This is a genomic window from Flavobacterium sp. GNP002, from assembly GCF_054343795.1.
In genome coordinates, this window is the sequence record NZ_JBTGUW010000001.1 from 1 (window position 1) to 15,189 (window position 15,189).

Sequence of the window (15,189 nt, forward strand, 5' to 3'; positions counted from 1 at the left end):
AGAAGAAAGGCGACGACATACTCTCCCACATAACTGCAGTACCATCTGCGCAGGCGGGCTTAACTACTCTGTTCGGGATGGGAAGAGGTGAGCCCCGCCGCAATAACCACCTTAAGAGGTTATAATTGCTTTGGGCAATTATTGTAATGTTGTTTATTGTATAATAAACATCAATCACATAATATCTTAACATACTGAGATAAAGAAAAGTTTTTTTTATTAGAAAGTTTCTCCCCCCGACTTGCATCGGGGGAAAAGCGTACATAAGCTTACGGGTTATTAGTACTACTCGACTATGACATTACTGCCTTTACATCTATAGCCTATCAACGTGGTCATCTCCCACGACCCTTAAAAGAAATCTCATCTTGTGGTGGGTTTCGCGCTTATATGCTTTCAGCGCTTATCCCTTCCAAACGTAGCTACTCTGCGATGCCACTGGCGTGACAACAGATACACTAGAGGTTTGTCCAATTCGGTCCTCTCGTACTAGAATCAGATCCACTCAAATTTCTTGCGCCCACAGTAGATAGAGACCGAACTGTCTCACGACGTTCTGAACCCAGCTCGCGTGCCACTTTAATGGGCGAACAGCCCAACCCTTGGGACCTTCTCCAGCCCCAGGATGTGACGAGCCGACATCGAGGTGCCAAACCCCCCCGTCGATATGAGCTCTTGGGGGAGATCAGCCTGTTATCCCCGGCGTACCTTTTATCCTTTGAGCGATGGCCCTTCCATGCGGAACCACCGGATCACTATGCTCTACTTTCGTACCTGATCGACCTGTATGTCTCTCAGTCAAGCTCCCTTATGCCATTGCACTCTACGCACGGTTACCAAGCGTACTGAGGGAACCTTTAGAAGCCTCCGTTACTCTTTTGGAGGCGACCACCCCAGTCAAACTACCCACCAAGCAATGTCCCCCGTATTACGGGGTTAGGCCTCAGATAAACAAAGGGTTGTATTTCAACAATGACTCCACAACGCCTAGCGACGCCACTTCACAGTCTCCAACCTATCCTACACATCATTTATCCAAGGTCAATACTAAGCTATAGTAAAGGTGCACAGGGTCTTTTCGTCCCACTGCGGGTAAGCGGCATCTTCACCGCTACTACAATTTCACCGAGCTCATGGCTGAGACAGTGTCCAGATCGTTACACCATTCGTGCAGGTCGGAACTTACCCGACAAGGAATTTCGCTACCTTAGGACCGTTATAGTTACGGCCGCCGTTTACTGGGGCTTCAATTCAATGCTTCTCCGAAGATAACATCTCCTCTTAACCTTCCAGCACCGGGCAGGTGTCAGGCCCTATACTTCATCTTACGATTTTGCAGAGCCCTGTGTTTTTGATAAACAGTCGCCTGGACCTCTTCACTGCGGCCAGCATTGCTGCTGGCGACCCTTCTCCCGAAGTTACGGGTCTATTTTGCCTAATTCCTTAGCCATGAATCTCTCGAGCACCTTAGGATTCTCTCCTCGACTACCTGTGTCGGTTTGCGGTACGGGTACTTATTACCTGAAGTTTAGAGGTTTTTCTTGGAAGCCCTTAGGCGCACTATCTCTTTGTCCGAAGACTCCGAGTACTATCGTATTTCCCCAAGCCGCGTGGATTTGCCTGCGCAGCTTATAGGTAGGTACTTCAACGAACTATTCCGTCAGTTCGCGGCGCTTTCATCACTCCGTCACCCCATCACAGTAATAACTAGTACGGGAATATTAACCCGTTGTCCATCGACTGTCCCTTTCGGGTTCGCCTTAGGTCCCGACTAACCCACAGCTGATTAGCATAGCTGTGGAAACCTTAGTCTTTCGGTGTGCGGGTTTCTCGCCCGCATTATCGTTACTTATGCCTACATTTTCTTTTCTAACCAGTCCAGCATCCCTTACGAAACACCTTCTACCCTGTTAGAATGCTCCCCTACCACTTAGAGTAAACTCTAAATCCATAGCTTCGGTAATATACTTATGCCCGATTATTATCCATGCTCGTCCGCTCGACTAGTGAGCTGTTACGCACTCTTTAAATGAATGGCTGCTTCCAAGCCAACATCCTAGCTGTCTGGGCAGACAAACCTCGTTCTTTCAACTTAGTATATATTTGGGGACCTTAGCTGATGGTCTGGGTTCTTTCCCTCTCGGACTTGGACCTTAGCACCCAAGCCCTCACTGTTATGAAACATTATATAGCATTCGGAGTTTGTCAGGAATTGGTAGGCGGTGAAGCCCCCGCATCCAATCAGTAGCTCTACCTCTATATAACTTTACGCATAACGCTGCACCTAAATGCATTTCGGGGAGTACGAGCTATTTCCGAGTTTGATTGGCCTTTCACCCCTACCCACAGGTCATCCGAAGACTTTTCAACGTCAACCGGTTCGGACCTCCACACTGTGTTACCAGCGCTTCATCCTGCCCATGGGTAGATCACACGGTTTCGCGTCTAACACTACTGACTAAAGCGCCCTATTCAGACTCGCTTTCGCTACGGATCCGTGGCTTAACCACTTATCCTTGCCAGCAACGTTAACTCGTAGGCTCATTATGCAAAAGGCACGCCGTCACCCCACGAAAGGGCTCCGACCGCTTGTAAGCGTATGGTTTCAGGATCTATTTCACTCCGTTATTCACGGTTCTTTTCACCTTTCCCTCACGGTACTGGTTCACTATCGGTCTCTCAGGAGTATTTAGCCTTAGCGGATGGTCCCGCCAAATTCAGACAGGATTTCTCGTGTCCCGCCCTACTCAGGATACCACTATCGTTATCTTCTATTACTTATACAGGGCTATCACCTTCTTTGGCTTTACTTTCCAGTAAATTCTAATTCTATCCGCAACAAATGTCGTGGTCCTACAACCCCAATATTGCCGTAACAACATTGGTTTGGGCTAATCCGCGTTCGCTCGCCACTACTTACGGAATCACTTTTGTTTTCTTCTCCTCCGCCTACTTAGATGTTTCAGTTCAGCGGGTTTGCCCACCTATCGGTGTACTATGTCTTCAACATAGTGGGTTGCCCCATTCAGGTATTTACGGATCATATCGTGTGTGCCAATCCCCGTAACTTTTCGCAGCTTATCACGCCTTTCATCGCCTCTGAGAGCCAAGGCATCCCCCATACGCCCTTATTTTGCTTATTGTACCAATCTCGTTAGTTAAAACAAGACCGTTTCTTTTACTTGTCTAATGATAAACAAGCAAAAAATGCTTTCTACTTTTTATTATTTTCTTATCTCAATATGTCAATGAACTTGTATCCTTTCGGATTTGTGGAGAATAACGGAGTCGAACCGTTGACCTCCTGCGTGCAAGGCAGGCGCTCTAGCCAGCTGAGCTAATCCCCCAATCTAATTATGAATTGTGAATTATGAATTATGAATTTATACTTCATAACTCCTCAACTCTAGAATTTCTTCTTTTTTTAAGTCTAAAATAGTTGTCTCGGACAGACTCGAACTGTCGACCCCTACATTATCAGTGTAGTACTCTAACCAGCTGAGCTACGAGACACTCTTATTCTTAAATGGTATTATTTGAACTAACAGCAAGAGTAATATAATGTTGAAACTTGTTTCCAACTCGAACTTTCGTCTTCTTTCCCTAGCGTGTATTAATACTAACACTAAGGCTCTAGAAAGGAGGTGTTCCAGCCGCACCTTCCGGTACGGCTACCTTGTTACGACTTAGCCCTAGTTACCAGTTTTACCCTAGGCAGCTCCTTGCGGTCACCGACTTCAGGCACCCCCAGCTTCCATGGCTTGACGGGCGGTGTGTACAAGGCCCGGGAACGTATTCACCGGATCATGGCTGATATCCGATTACTAGCGATTCCAGCTTCACGGAGTCGAGTTGCAGACTCCGATCCGAACTGTGACCGGTTTTGTAGATTCGCTCCTGGTCACCCAGTGGCTGCTCTCTGTACCGGCCATTGTAGCACGTGTGTAGCCCAAGGCGTAAGGGCCGTGATGATTTGACGTCATCCCCACCTTCCTCTCAGTTTGCACTGGCAGTCTCGTTAGAGTTCCCGACATGACTCGCTGGCAACTAACAACAGGGGTTGCGCTCGTTATAGGACTTAACCTGACACCTCACGGCACGAGCTGACGACAACCATGCAGCACCTTGTAAATTGTCTTGCGAAAAGTCTGTTTCCAAACCGGTCAATCTACATTTAAGCCTTGGTAAGGTTCCTCGCGTATCATCGAATTAAACCACATGCTCCACCGCTTGTGCGGGCCCCCGTCAATTCCTTTGAGTTTCATTCTTGCGAACGTACTCCCCAGGTGGGATACTTATCACTTTCGCTTAGCCACTGAGATTGCTCCCAACAGCTAGTATCCATCGTTTACGGCGTGGACTACCAGGGTATCTAATCCTGTTCGCTACCCACGCTTTCGTCCATCAGCGTCAATCCATTAGTAGTAACCTGCCTTCGCAATTGGTATTCCATGTAATCTCTAAGCATTTCACCGCTACACTACATATTCTAGTTACTTCCTAATAATTCAAGTTTAGCAGTATCAATGGCCGTTCCACCGTTGAGCGATGGGCTTTCACCACTGACTTACTAAACCGCCTACGGACCCTTTAAACCCAATGATTCCGGATAACGCTTGGATCCTCCGTATTACCGCGGCTGCTGGCACGGAGTTAGCCGATCCTTATTCTCACAGTACCGTCAAGACGCTACACGTAGCGTTGTTTCTTCCTGTGCAAAAGCAGTTTACAATCCATAGGACCGTCATCCTGCACGCGGCATGGCTGGATCAGGCTTGCGCCCATTGTCCAATATTCCTCACTGCTGCCTCCCGTAGGAGTCTGGTCCGTGTCTCAGTACCAGTGTGGGGGATCTCCCTCTCAGGACCCCTACCCATCGTTGCCTTGGTAAGCCGTTACCTTACCAACTAGCTAATGGGACGCATGCTCATCTTTCACCGTTGTGACTTTAATTATAAAGTGATGCCACTATATAATACTATGAGGTATTAATCCAAATTTCTCTGGGCTATCCCTCTGTGAAAGGTAGATTGCATACGCGTTACGCACCCGTGCGCCGGTCTCTAGGTCCGAAAACCTATACCCCTCGACTTGCATGTGTTAAGCCTGCCGCTAGCGTTCATCCTGAGCCAGGATCAAACTCTTCATCGTATATTATTTGCTTGATTGCTCAAGCTATTGTCATTCGACTAAATTCTAGTGGTTTTTTCAAATCTCTCGATTCTATTACTCTTATTCTTTTGTTCCGATTTTCATCGGAACGGCTGTCAATTCAATATGTCTAGGAACGTGTTCTTATCTCTTTTTTCAACTCCGTTAACACTTGTTATAGTGTTTCTCGAAGCGGGTGCAAAAGTACAACTTTCTTTTTAACTGGCAAGAAAATTTTGAAGTTTTTTTGGAAATTTTTATCTCCCTTTAATTCTTATTTTCTCATCAATCTTTCAAGGAACTTTGCGCGTTTTGCGGGGTGCAAAGGTAACATCCGTTTTCTAATCTCACAAGCTTTTTTAATCTTTTTTTGAAAATAAATTTTCTAATTTGATTCGTTTTGCTTGCCAGTATTTAAAAGAACGTCTGCGTTGTTGCGGGTGCAAAACTACACCGTTTATTGAGTTATTCAAGCTTTTTAATTACTTTTTTTTGATGTTTTCTTAACTTAAACTTTAACTCGCTGAAACCGTGAATTTTGAAAGTAAATTATTTTACTCTCCCTGGCCCTATCCAAAGGAAAGCTTGGCTTTATCCCCAGAAAACTGTGAATCATATTACCTATAGACAACCTGATCACACCTTTCTTTACCTATACAACCTTATTGTACTTTACCTTTATTCCCTTTTTTACAGCCACTTTGTCCATCTTACTACTGAAAAAAGCTCCAGCTCTCTGCCTACTAACCAAAAAATCGTATGAATTAGTGAAATGACGTTATACGATAACAACTTCCCCTTTTTTAGTCGTTCCTATATATAGCCTCTCCTAATATATAAGGAAACAAAAATTTGTCGTGTAGATGTCATTTTGATTTAGTCGAATAACCAAAAAACTCTGGATTACTGCAGTTCGCGTTAGGGATAGCAGTGGAAAGCCCACAGATAAGTGGAGTGTAACGGAACTTAACGAGGACTTGCAGCGGATAGCCCGACTCATTATATAAAGAAAGGCAATTATCTTTTTTAGATAATTGCCTTTCTTTATATGAGGAGGAACGCACAAATGAATTTTATTATCCGTTCTTCTTTTCCATACTTTCTAATGTTATATTAGAAAGTATGGATTTGTCTTGGTTCAAAATATCTTCATCATTTGCATATTGATCTTTTGACTTTATTAAAAGCCATGTGTTCTCCTGTTTTGTTTTTAATTTCACTAATGCAAATTCACCTTTCAGTTTTTTCCCATTAAGAATAAAACTAAGACGCCCTTTTTGCAAATCGGAATGTAATTTATCTTCAACTTTATTCAATCCATCTTCGTCCGCTATAGTATACGTTCCATTATCCCAAACAATAACACTCCCCGCACCATAATTACCCTCCGGAATAGTACCTTCGAAATCCTTATAACTATAAGGATGATCTTCTACCATGATAGCCAATCTTTTATCAGCTGGATTCATAGAAGGTCCTTTGGGTATTGCCCAACTTTTTAACACTCCATTCATTTCCAATCGAAAATCATAATGCAAATGAGAAGCCGCATGTTTTTGTACTACGAAAATCAATTCGGTCGATGATTGCTTTATTTTCCCTTTAGGCTCTAAAGTAGAATAAAAATTACGTTTTTGGCTGTATTCATTTAAAGACATGATTAATCAGATTAGTAATTAAAACTTACAATAAACCCACTAACTAATTTTTATCTCCAGCATTCTCATCTAAATTACTATGATTATCACCACCTATACTATAATGGTTGTTTACTTCATCTTCATTTCCCCAGTTTTCCTGTTCATCATCTAATTCTGAGCCAGGAATATCTAAATCTCCTCCAGAAACATCCTCTTCAAAATTTTTCTCATTCAATTCCATGATATTATTTATTTCAACCGGAGACTTTTTTAGAAAGATCTTCGGGATCAATTTCCATCTCTTTTTCAAATCGGTTATAAATATCCTCGCTTGGCGGATATAAAAGAGAATCAGGGATTGCATTTTTATCTTTCTTCCCCGGTTTTCTTTTGTCAAAATTCAATTTATTGCTTCTATTATTCATATCACACTCATTTAATTGATTTTCAATATACTAAGTTAAACATTTTATAATAAAACCAACCTAAATTGTTTACATTATTCAAGATAAATCACTAACTTTAAACTACTTAACTCACAATTACAACAATCTACTATGCAATTACTAATCTTAAAAAATAAAAACATAAGTATACTAACTGATAATATAATCCCAGGTAATCATGGTCAAATTTTCGGAACAAATGCCATGAAAGAAGCCGATTTAATAGAAATAAAATCTAGCCTACTAGAACTAGACGGAATAAAAGAGGTTTTATTGAATACTGAAATTTTCCCAAGAGAATTTACCATTCACACTTCAAAAATGATACCTATAAGTAATATTGAAAATCGAGTAAAACTAATCGGATTTCATGCTATACCAAAAGGAGTATTTAAGCTTTGATATTTGGGAATGAATTTTCCCAAATATCAAAGCTTTCACTATTACCTCTAAAATAAAAAAAAACAACCAGATTCAGTTACTTTCTAATTATTTAAAAAAGATGAAAAATGGAAACTAAAAAAACAATTTATGAATTACACGAAGAACATAAAACGTGGCTAAACAAATTTTTATTCTATAAAGATGAGCTTAAAATTATGACTGATCGAATTACGGAGGTCGCTGAAAAGAATACCTCTAACGAGTTACGTGCCTTAGCAGATCATTTTACTAATCAACTGATCATTCAAAAAGAACAGATTGATATCTTAAATCATGATATTAAAAGTCACGAATCTTACCTTGAGGCTGCTGTGCAAAAAAATCCCAATGCTGTAGATCATGAAAAATTTTCAGACCATAAAAAGCACCGAGAAAACATCGCCGTATTTGAAAAATTATTTAAAGAATTAAGAGAAGAGTTGATTGATTTTCTATCAAAATGGATGTAAATTCTAAAACTTTCAACAAAAAAAACTTTTAAAACAGTTTGAATCTTTATTCATTACATGATTTATATCATAGAATATAAGCCTGAAATAAATGAACTTTGGATAGTAATTTTTTAGTTCTAAAGGTCATTAAACACTGCAAAGTATTTATAATTTTTTAATAATCAGATCGACCGATATCAAGACATAATAATATTGCCAGTCCAATAATGGATAAACAACAATCAAACAAAAGTAAAATGGTTCAGACCAAAACAATGAAGGCTCTAGTTTATGACGGTCCTGGAAAAATACAATTAAAAGACGTCCCGCTACCTAAAATCGAAAAACCGACCGATGTATTGGTAAAAATATTGAAAACTACCATCTGCGGAACTGATTTAGGAATTTTACATGGAAAAACGCCATCTGTAAAACCAGGAACGACTCTGGGTCATGAAGGAGTTGGTATAATTGAAGAAATTGGAACCTCCGTTAGGAATTTCAAAAAAGGAGATCATGTAATTATTTCCTGCATCACTTCAGATGGTTCTTGCGAATATTGCAAAAAACAAATGTACGCTCATTGCGAGGATGGCGGCTGGATATTAGGACATCTTATTAATGGTACTCAGGCAGAATATGTTCGTATTCCGCATGCAGATAACAGTCTTTATCTTATTCCTGACGGCGCTGATGAAGAAGCTTTAGTAATGCTAAGCGATATTTTGCCAACAGGTCATGAAATTGGCGTGATTAACGGTGGCGTAAAACCCGGAGACACGATTGCAATTGTTGGAGCCGGACCTATAGGAATGTCGGCTTTGCTTACTGCCCAGTTCTATTCTCCTTCTAAAATTTATATGATTGATATGGATGAAAATCGTTTGAAAATGGCTAAAAAATTTGGCGCCACAGATACGATTAACTCAGCCAAAGAAGATGTGCAGAAAAGAATATTAGCAGAAACGAAAGACGGAGTTGACGTGGCTATTGAAGCAGTTGGAGTTCCGGCTACTTTTGATATCTGTCAAAAAATTGTTCGTCCAGGTGGTAATATTGCAAATATTGGCGTGCATGGAAAACCCGTAGAACTACAAATTCAAGATTTGTGGATTCAAAATATTACAATAACAATGGGATTGGTAAATACAAATACTACTCCAATGCTATTAAAAACTGTTTCATCAGGAAAATTGGAACCTTCTAAGCTAATTACACATCATTTTAAATTAAGTGAAATACTAAAAGCCTATGAAGTTTTTGGAAACGCAGCAAAAGAAAAAGCGATGAAGGTAATTATTGAAGCCTAAAATCTGATTGTAGCTTAAGCAATCTGCATTGTTACTTGAGAAATATTCAAAGAAATAGCAATACGATCATGGTAGAACTCTGTTCACTCCTACTATATTGTGTTGCTTTTTAATTATAAATTGACGCAAAATATTTTGTTGTTTCTTTCTAAGATCGTAATATTGCAATATAAATATATAGCGATGGGAATTACTAAATCAGAACATTTCACAGACGAGCAAAACGAATTGGCAACTTTGGCGAAAGCCATAGGTCATCCTGCACGAATTGCCATTATTCAACATCTCATAAAAGTAAATAGTTGCGTGTGCGGCGATATTGTAAACGAATTGCCTTTGGCACAACCTACCGTTTCGCAACATCTGAAAGAACTGAAAAATGCCAGGCTTATAAAAGGTAATTTTGAAGGAGCTTCCATTTGTTATTGCTTAAATGAAGACGGTTTTAATAAAATAAAAGGTTTTTTTGAACACATCAATACCTATTTAGAAAATAAGAAAAACCAATGTTGTTAATTTTTAAATTACACAAATCATGAAATTATCAGAAATTAAAAAAGAGTTAAGCACGTTGGACAACGTTGCTTTTGTATTGCCAAATGGAACCTATGTACCAGAACATTTTCACGTAACCGAAGTAGGTTTAATAACCCGAAACTTCATTGATTGCGGCGGAAAAGTTCGAAAAGAAACTGTGGTAAATTTCCAATTATGGGATGCCGATGACTTTGAACACCGTCTAAAACCAAAAAAATTATTGGATATAATTGAATTATCTGAGAAAGTATTAGGCATTGAAGATTACGAGGTGGAAGTAGAATTTCAAGCGGAAACTATTGGTAAATACGATATTGGATTCAACGGAACAGCTTTTACATTATTAAACAAACAAACGGCTTGTTTAGCAGAAGACCAATGCGGAATTCCTGCAGAAAAACAAAAAGTAAAATTATCCGAAATCCCAAGTCAAACCAATAGCTGCACTCCAGGTGGAGGTTGTTGCTAATTTTTTGAAAACTGTAAAATGGAACTAACCAAAACCACCCTATTTCCAGAAATTGCAAAAACAATTTCTTCTTTTAATTTCGAAAGCATTTCTGCTGAACGGAAAATCATTTTGCAACCGCTTATTGATTTTATTCAAGTAAAAGCATCGAATCAACAAGAAGTCAGGCTGAACTTGATTTGTACTCACAATTCCAGAAGAAGTCATTTATCCCAAGTTTGGGCACAAACTGCAGCGGTACATTTCGGTGTGAAAAATGTATTTTGCTATTCTGGGGGCACCGAAGCAACTGCTTTGTTTCCTATGGCAGCTAAAACATTGGAACAATCAGGATTTAAAATCAAAACCATCGCGGCAGGAACTAATCCTATTTATGCCATAAAATACGCCGAAAATGAACATCCTATTATTGGTTTTTCTAAAACGTATGATGATGAATTTAATCCTAAAAGTGAATTTGCAGCGATATTGACTTGTTCGCAAGCAGATGGCGGCTGTCCATTTATTGCAGGAGCTGAAATTCGTATTCCAATCACTTTTGAAGATCCAAAAGCATTTGACAATACGCCACAACAAGCAGAAAAATATCAGGAACGCAGTTTGCAAATTGCAACCGAAATGTTTTATGTTTTCTCTCAAATAAAATTATAATAATGGCTTCTAAAAAAAGATTAAACTTTCTCGACAGTTACCTTACACTTTGGATATTTTTGGCAATGGCAATTGGCGTTTCCATTGGGTATTTTATCCCTTCAAGCAGTGGTTTTATCAATTCCTTTTCAAGCGGAACGACCAATATTCCTTTGGCTTTTGGATTGATATTAATGATGTATCCGCCATTGACTAAAATTGATTTTTCGAAAATTCCTTTAATGTTTGAAAAGCCAAAATTACTGACCGCCTCTTTCTTAATCACTTGGATTGTTGGTCCCTTTTTAATGTTTTCATTGGCAACATTCTTTTTGAAAGACTATCCGGAATACATGACGGGTCTAATCATTATTGGAATTGCGCCTTGCATTGCAATGGTAATTGTCTGGAATGAATTAGCCGAAGGAAATAGGGAATTAACAGCTGGATTAATTGGTATTAACAGTTTACTTCAAGTATTCTTTTTTGGCTTATATGCGTATTTTTATCTGGAAATCATGTTGCCATTATTTGGAATAAAAGGACTTGAATTAAATATTACGGTTGCCCAAATTGCTACAACGGTTGGAATTTATTTAGGGATTCCTTTTGCATTAGCAGTAATCAGCCGTTATGCCATTAAGAAATTCATTGGAGACAAATGGTTCAATCAAAAATTCATTCCGTTTGTCTCCCCTATTACTTTGATTGCTTTACTTTTTACAATAGTAGTTATGTTTAGCTTAAAAGGTGAAATGATTGTTGATTTACCAATGGATGTAATTCGGATAGCCATTCCGCTAGTCATTTTCTTCACCATTATGTTTTTCCTGATGTTTTTTGTTTCCAAAAAAATCGGGGCTAATTATAGAGATGCCGTTGCACTTTCATTCACCGCATCGGGAAATAATTTTGAGTTGGCAATTGCAGTTTCCATTGGAGTTTTTGGCATCAATAGCGGACAAGCATTTGCAGGAGTTATTGGACCATTAGTAGAAGTCCCGGCTTTGATAATCTTGGTAAACGTCGCTTTTTGGTTAAAAAAGAAATATTATTCGAATTAGGTTTTACTATTCTTATAAAAATAAAAAAGCCCGAAATCTAAAATTTGATTTCGGGCTTTTCTATACATTCTAAAAATAAACTATTCAATAGGAAGAATAAGTGTTGTCGTTATAGCTTCTAAAACTTCAAAAGCAGTTTCTGCCATTTTATTTCCTTTAGTATCTAATAATGGATTTACCTCCACAAATTCAATGCAAACAACTTTTCTCGTTTGAATAATTTGATTGATAATCGCTATGATTTCATACTGATCAAAACCTTTGGGAACCGGTGTACCTGTTCCATAAGAAATCATATCGCAATCCATGGAATCCACATCAAAAGAAATATACAAAACTTCACAATGCGTTAATTTTGACAAAGCTTCCCTAACACACGTTTCCAATCCTCTGTAACGTACTTCGTCAACTTTATAATTTTTGATGTTTAACTTTTCAATTTGCTTATCTTCTTCTTCTTCGGTATCCCGAACACCAAAATAAATCAGGTTTTCAGCCATAACTTTAGGTCCTTTATAGCCTATATTTTTCATATCTTCCCAATGCTGTTGGGTTTCCGAAGGGACTTCGTTATTCTGACAACTCAAATTATCATCGCCAAGTGCCGCAGATAAAGGCATTCCGTGAATATTTCCCGATGGCGAAGTGTAAGGCGAATGCAAATCAGCATGGGCATCAATCCAAAACACTCCAATATTTTGCTCCGGATACACTGCTTTGATTCCACTTAACGTTCCTAATGCCGAAGAATGATCTCCTGACAAAACTATTGGAAAATAATTTCCCTCTAAATTTTTCTTTACTGCATTGCAAACTCTGGTGCATTGCTCTACAACATGCTCAATCCTTTTTGCGGAAGAACTTCGGTTTTTATCATATATGGATTCGTTATGCGTTTTGACATCTTCAAACTCAAATTGATTAAAATAATCACTGTTTTGATTTATTGCCGCAATTTCGATAGCATCAATTCCTAAATCGGAACCTCGTGTACCCGCTCCTATATCGGATCGGTTTTTTATTAATTTTATTGTTTTTCCCATTATCTAAAATCGTTTAATGCTCTTTCGATAATAGCCAAACATTCATGTATTTGAGCTTCTGTTATTACTAATGGCGGTGCAAATCGAATTTTGTTTCCATGAGTTGGTTTTGCCAATAATCCATAATCTCTAAATTTCATACAAATATCCCAAGCTAAATCAGATTCTTCATCACTATTAACAACTATCGCGTTCAATAATCCTTTTCCTCTAACCAATGTGATTAATGGATTTCTTGAAGCAATCTCATTAAGTCCGGTTCTTAAAACTTCGCCTAAGTAAGCCGCATTTTGTGCCAAATTTTCCTCTTTTACTACTTCAAGCGCAGCAATAGCAACAGCAGCAGCAATTGGATTTCCTCCAAAAGTAGAACCGTGTTGTCCTGGTTTAATCACATTCATAATGTGATCATTCGCTAAAACTGCCGAAACAGGATACACACCTCCAGAAATCGCTTTTCCTAGAATTAGGATATCGGGTTTCACTTCAGGATTGTTTTCACATCCTTTTTTACAATCACAATTTCCGCAAGTTGCCAATAATCTTCCAGTACGGGCAATTCCTGTTTGCACTTCATCAGCAATAAATAAAACATTATGCGCCTCACAAAGCGCTTTAGCTCTTGCCAAATATCCTTCGGTAGGAACATAAACTCCAGCCTCTCCTTGAATAGGTTCCACTAAAAATCCTGCTATATTTGAAGTTGATTTTAATACGTTTTCCAATGCTTCTACATCATCGTATGGAATTTTAATAAATCCAGCCGTGAATGGTCCAAAGCTTTTGCGAGCAGTTTCATCATTCGAAAAGGAGATAATAGTTGTTGTTCTTCCGTGGAAATTGTTTTCACAAACGATAATTTGTGCTTGGTTTTCAGGAATTCCTTTTACCTCATACGCCCACTTTCTACATAATTTCAAAGCAGTCTCAACAGCTTCTGCACCAGTATTCATAGGCAACACTTTATCAAAACCAAAATACTTAGTTACATATTCTTCAAAAGGTCCTAATTGATCATTATGAAAAGCACGTGAAGTCAAAGTAAGCGTTTGCGCTTGTTTTACCATAGCACCAACAATTTTTGGATGACAATGTCCTTGATTTACGGCAGAATATGCCGATAAAAAATCATAATATTTTTTTCCGTCCACATCCCAGACATGAACCCCTTCGCCTCTTTCTAAAACTACAGGTAAAGGATGGTAATTGTGAGCTCCGTATTGATTCTCTTTTGCTATCAACGCTTCAGATTTTGAAGAAAGGTTTTGTTCTGTATGTGTCATGATGTTTGGATTTTAATACTTTAAAGTACAAAATTACTATTTTTTTTTAATTTACCAATAAAAATAAATATTTTGACTTTTAAAAAGACAGTATTTAGAAATATTTCTTTAATTTAGATTAAAATTAAGTCATTTTTTAAATTTACAATTCGATTTACAGATGCATTTCGAAATAAATAAAAATAAGTACTTTTATACAAACACAAAAGCATCATTTATAATTAAACCAACATGGATATATTAGACGAATTCGATATCAATATTATCAAAGAATTAGAGAAAGACGGAAGAATGGCCTATTCAGCCATTGCAGCCAATCTAAAAATATCGAACACAATGGTGCATCAACGTATCAATAGATTAACGGAACAAGGAATACTCACAGGAATAAAACCCTTGATTAATGAAAAAAAAGTGGGTTATGATTGGGGATCATTTACCGGCATTACTTTAAATAAAGATCAAGATTCTGATAGGATTATTGAAGAATTGAAAAATATTCCGGAAATAACTGAATGCTATTACATCACCGGATCTTTTACCCTTTACATAAAAATTATTGCCAAAGATCATGAGCACATGCGTAAAGTTCTTTATGAAAAAATAGATAACATTCCCGGTATTGCTAAAACGGATTCTATAATAGAACTGGGGTGCGCTTTCAAAAGAAATGTAAGTCTCTAACATAATATTCCATAAAAATGAAGCGCTTCAAAAACCATTTGCCACTGATAGTTTTAG

Annotated in this window: 13 protein-coding genes, 2 tRNA genes and 3 rRNA genes; 8 read left to right on the plus strand and 10 right to left on the minus strand. The window is 38.4% G+C overall.

Annotated features, from left to right (window positions below; genetic code table 11):
• Positions 1–4 precede the first annotated feature (4 nt).
• The 8 genes from rrf to ACXX80_RS00040 form a co-directional block, all read right to left on the minus strand.
• Positions 5–114, minus strand: a 5S ribosomal RNA gene (gene rrf / locus ACXX80_RS00005).
• Positions 115–259: 145 nt separating this feature from the next.
• Positions 260–3,143 (minus strand): 23S ribosomal RNA (locus ACXX80_RS00010).
• 130 nt (positions 3,144–3,273) lie between these two features.
• Positions 3,274–3,347 (minus strand) — tRNA-Ala (locus ACXX80_RS00015).
• A 92-nt stretch (positions 3,348–3,439) separates the two neighbouring features.
• Positions 3,440–3,513 (minus strand) — tRNA-Ile (locus ACXX80_RS00020).
• 124 nt (positions 3,514–3,637) lie between these two features.
• Positions 3,638–5,151 (minus strand): 16S ribosomal RNA (locus ACXX80_RS00025).
• The 16S, 23S and 5S rRNA genes sit together here with 2 tRNA genes alongside, the layout of an rRNA operon.
• Before the next feature lie 1,076 nt (positions 5,152–6,227).
• A complete protein-coding gene (locus tag ACXX80_RS00030) occupies positions 6,228–6,809 on the minus strand; it encodes a DNA polymerase ligase N-terminal domain-containing protein (protein ID WP_458551438.1) in 582 nt (193 codons plus the stop codon).
• Between the two features lie 43 nt (positions 6,810–6,852).
• Complete coding sequence (locus ACXX80_RS00035) at positions 6,853–7,083, minus strand: hypothetical protein (RefSeq protein WP_458551439.1); 231 nt, start codon at positions 7,081–7,083, stop codon at positions 6,853–6,855.
• Positions 7,046–7,216 carry a hypothetical protein gene (locus tag ACXX80_RS00040; RefSeq protein WP_458551440.1) on the minus strand — a complete coding sequence of 57 codons (171 nt, stop codon included), beginning with the start codon at positions 7,214–7,216 and terminating at the stop codon, positions 7,046–7,048. The genes ACXX80_RS00035 and ACXX80_RS00040 overlap by 38 nt, the downstream gene beginning before the upstream one ends.
• Before the next feature lie 132 nt (positions 7,217–7,348).
• On the opposite strand from ACXX80_RS00040, the gene ACXX80_RS00045 reads away from it, so the two are divergent.
• From ACXX80_RS00045 to arsB, 7 genes are all read left to right on the plus strand, one after another.
• Positions 7,349–7,639: a heavy-metal-associated domain-containing protein gene (locus ACXX80_RS00045; protein ID WP_458551442.1), complete on the plus strand. Its 291-nt coding sequence runs from the start codon at positions 7,349–7,351 to the stop codon at positions 7,637–7,639.
• 107 nt (positions 7,640–7,746) lie between these two features.
• The gene (locus tag ACXX80_RS00050; protein ID WP_315208104.1) at positions 7,747–8,130 is read left to right on the plus strand and encodes a hypothetical protein; all 384 of its coding nucleotides are present in this window, start codon (positions 7,747–7,749) and stop codon (positions 8,128–8,130) included.
• A 239-nt stretch (positions 8,131–8,369) separates the two neighbouring features.
• Positions 8,370–9,422 (plus strand): zinc-dependent alcohol dehydrogenase family protein, encoded by a 1,053-nt coding sequence (locus tag ACXX80_RS00055; protein WP_458551444.1) that lies wholly within the window; start codon positions 8,370–8,372, stop codon positions 9,420–9,422.
• A 183-nt stretch (positions 9,423–9,605) separates the two neighbouring features.
• The gene (locus ACXX80_RS00060) at positions 9,606–9,938 is read left to right on the plus strand and encodes an ArsR/SmtB family transcription factor (RefSeq protein WP_458551445.1); all 333 of its coding nucleotides are present in this window, start codon (positions 9,606–9,608) and stop codon (positions 9,936–9,938) included.
• 19 nt (positions 9,939–9,957) lie between these two features.
• Positions 9,958–10,428 carry a DUF6428 family protein gene (locus ACXX80_RS00065; protein WP_458551446.1) on the plus strand — a complete coding sequence of 157 codons (471 nt, stop codon included), beginning with the start codon at positions 9,958–9,960 and terminating at the stop codon, positions 10,426–10,428.
• Between the two features lie 18 nt (positions 10,429–10,446).
• Positions 10,447–11,079, plus strand: coding sequence for an arsenate-mycothiol transferase ArsC (locus ACXX80_RS00070; protein ID WP_458551448.1), 633 nt, complete (start codon positions 10,447–10,449; stop codon positions 11,077–11,079).
• A 2-nt stretch (positions 11,080–11,081) separates the two neighbouring features.
• Positions 11,082–12,122: an ACR3 family arsenite efflux transporter gene (gene arsB / locus ACXX80_RS00075; protein WP_458551449.1), complete on the plus strand. Its 1,041-nt coding sequence runs from the start codon at positions 11,082–11,084 to the stop codon at positions 12,120–12,122.
• A gap of 80 nt (positions 12,123–12,202) precedes the next feature.
• Here arsB and ACXX80_RS00080 read toward each other — a convergent pair whose 3' ends face one another.
• The gene (locus ACXX80_RS00080) at positions 12,203–13,165 is read right to left on the minus strand and encodes an arginase (RefSeq protein WP_458551450.1); all 963 of its coding nucleotides are present in this window, start codon (positions 13,163–13,165) and stop codon (positions 12,203–12,205) included.
• Positions 13,165–14,448: an ornithine--oxo-acid transaminase gene (gene rocD, locus ACXX80_RS00085; protein ID WP_458551451.1), complete on the minus strand. Its 1,284-nt coding sequence runs from the start codon at positions 14,446–14,448 to the stop codon at positions 13,165–13,167. The genes ACXX80_RS00080 and rocD overlap by 1 nt, the downstream gene beginning before the upstream one ends.
• A gap of 231 nt (positions 14,449–14,679) precedes the next feature.
• On the opposite strand from rocD, the gene ACXX80_RS00090 reads away from it, so the two are divergent.
• Positions 14,680–15,132: an Lrp/AsnC family transcriptional regulator gene (locus ACXX80_RS00090; RefSeq protein ID WP_315208082.1), complete on the plus strand. Its 453-nt coding sequence runs from the start codon at positions 14,680–14,682 to the stop codon at positions 15,130–15,132.
• Positions 15,133–15,189: the final 57 nt, after the last annotated feature.

Bases quoted from the DNA above. Each gene is read 5' to 3' on its own strand.
- ACXX80_RS00060 (WP_458551445.1), top strand. From the start codon at position 9,606: ATGGGAATTACTAAATCAGAACATTTCACAGACGAGCAAAACGAATTG.
- ACXX80_RS00080 (WP_458551450.1), bottom strand. From the start codon at position 13,165: ATGGGAAAAACAATAAAATTAATAAAAAACCGATCCGATATAGGAGCG.
- ACXX80_RS00070 (WP_458551448.1), top strand. From the start codon at position 10,447: ATGGAACTAACCAAAACCACCCTATTTCCAGAAATTGCAAAAACAATT.
- ACXX80_RS00065 (WP_458551446.1), top strand. From the start codon at position 9,958: ATGAAATTATCAGAAATTAAAAAAGAGTTAAGCACGTTGGACAACGTT.
- ACXX80_RS00030 (WP_458551438.1), bottom strand. From the start codon at position 6,809: ATGTCTTTAAATGAATACAGCCAAAAACGTAATTTTTATTCTACTTTA.
- ACXX80_RS00045 (WP_458551442.1), top strand. From the start codon at position 7,349: ATGCAATTACTAATCTTAAAAAATAAAAACATAAGTATACTAACTGAT.
- ACXX80_RS00040 (WP_458551440.1), bottom strand. From the start codon at position 7,216: ATGAATAATAGAAGCAATAAATTGAATTTTGACAAAAGAAAACCGGGG.
- arsB (WP_458551449.1), top strand. From the start codon at position 11,082: ATGGCTTCTAAAAAAAGATTAAACTTTCTCGACAGTTACCTTACACTT.
- ACXX80_RS00090 (WP_315208082.1), top strand. From the start codon at position 14,680: ATGGATATATTAGACGAATTCGATATCAATATTATCAAAGAATTAGAG.
- ACXX80_RS00050 (WP_315208104.1), top strand. From the start codon at position 7,747: ATGGAAACTAAAAAAACAATTTATGAATTACACGAAGAACATAAAACG.
- ACXX80_RS00055 (WP_458551444.1), top strand. From the start codon at position 8,370: ATGGTTCAGACCAAAACAATGAAGGCTCTAGTTTATGACGGTCCTGGA.
- rocD (WP_458551451.1), bottom strand. From the start codon at position 14,448: ATGACACATACAGAACAAAACCTTTCTTCAAAATCTGAAGCGTTGATA.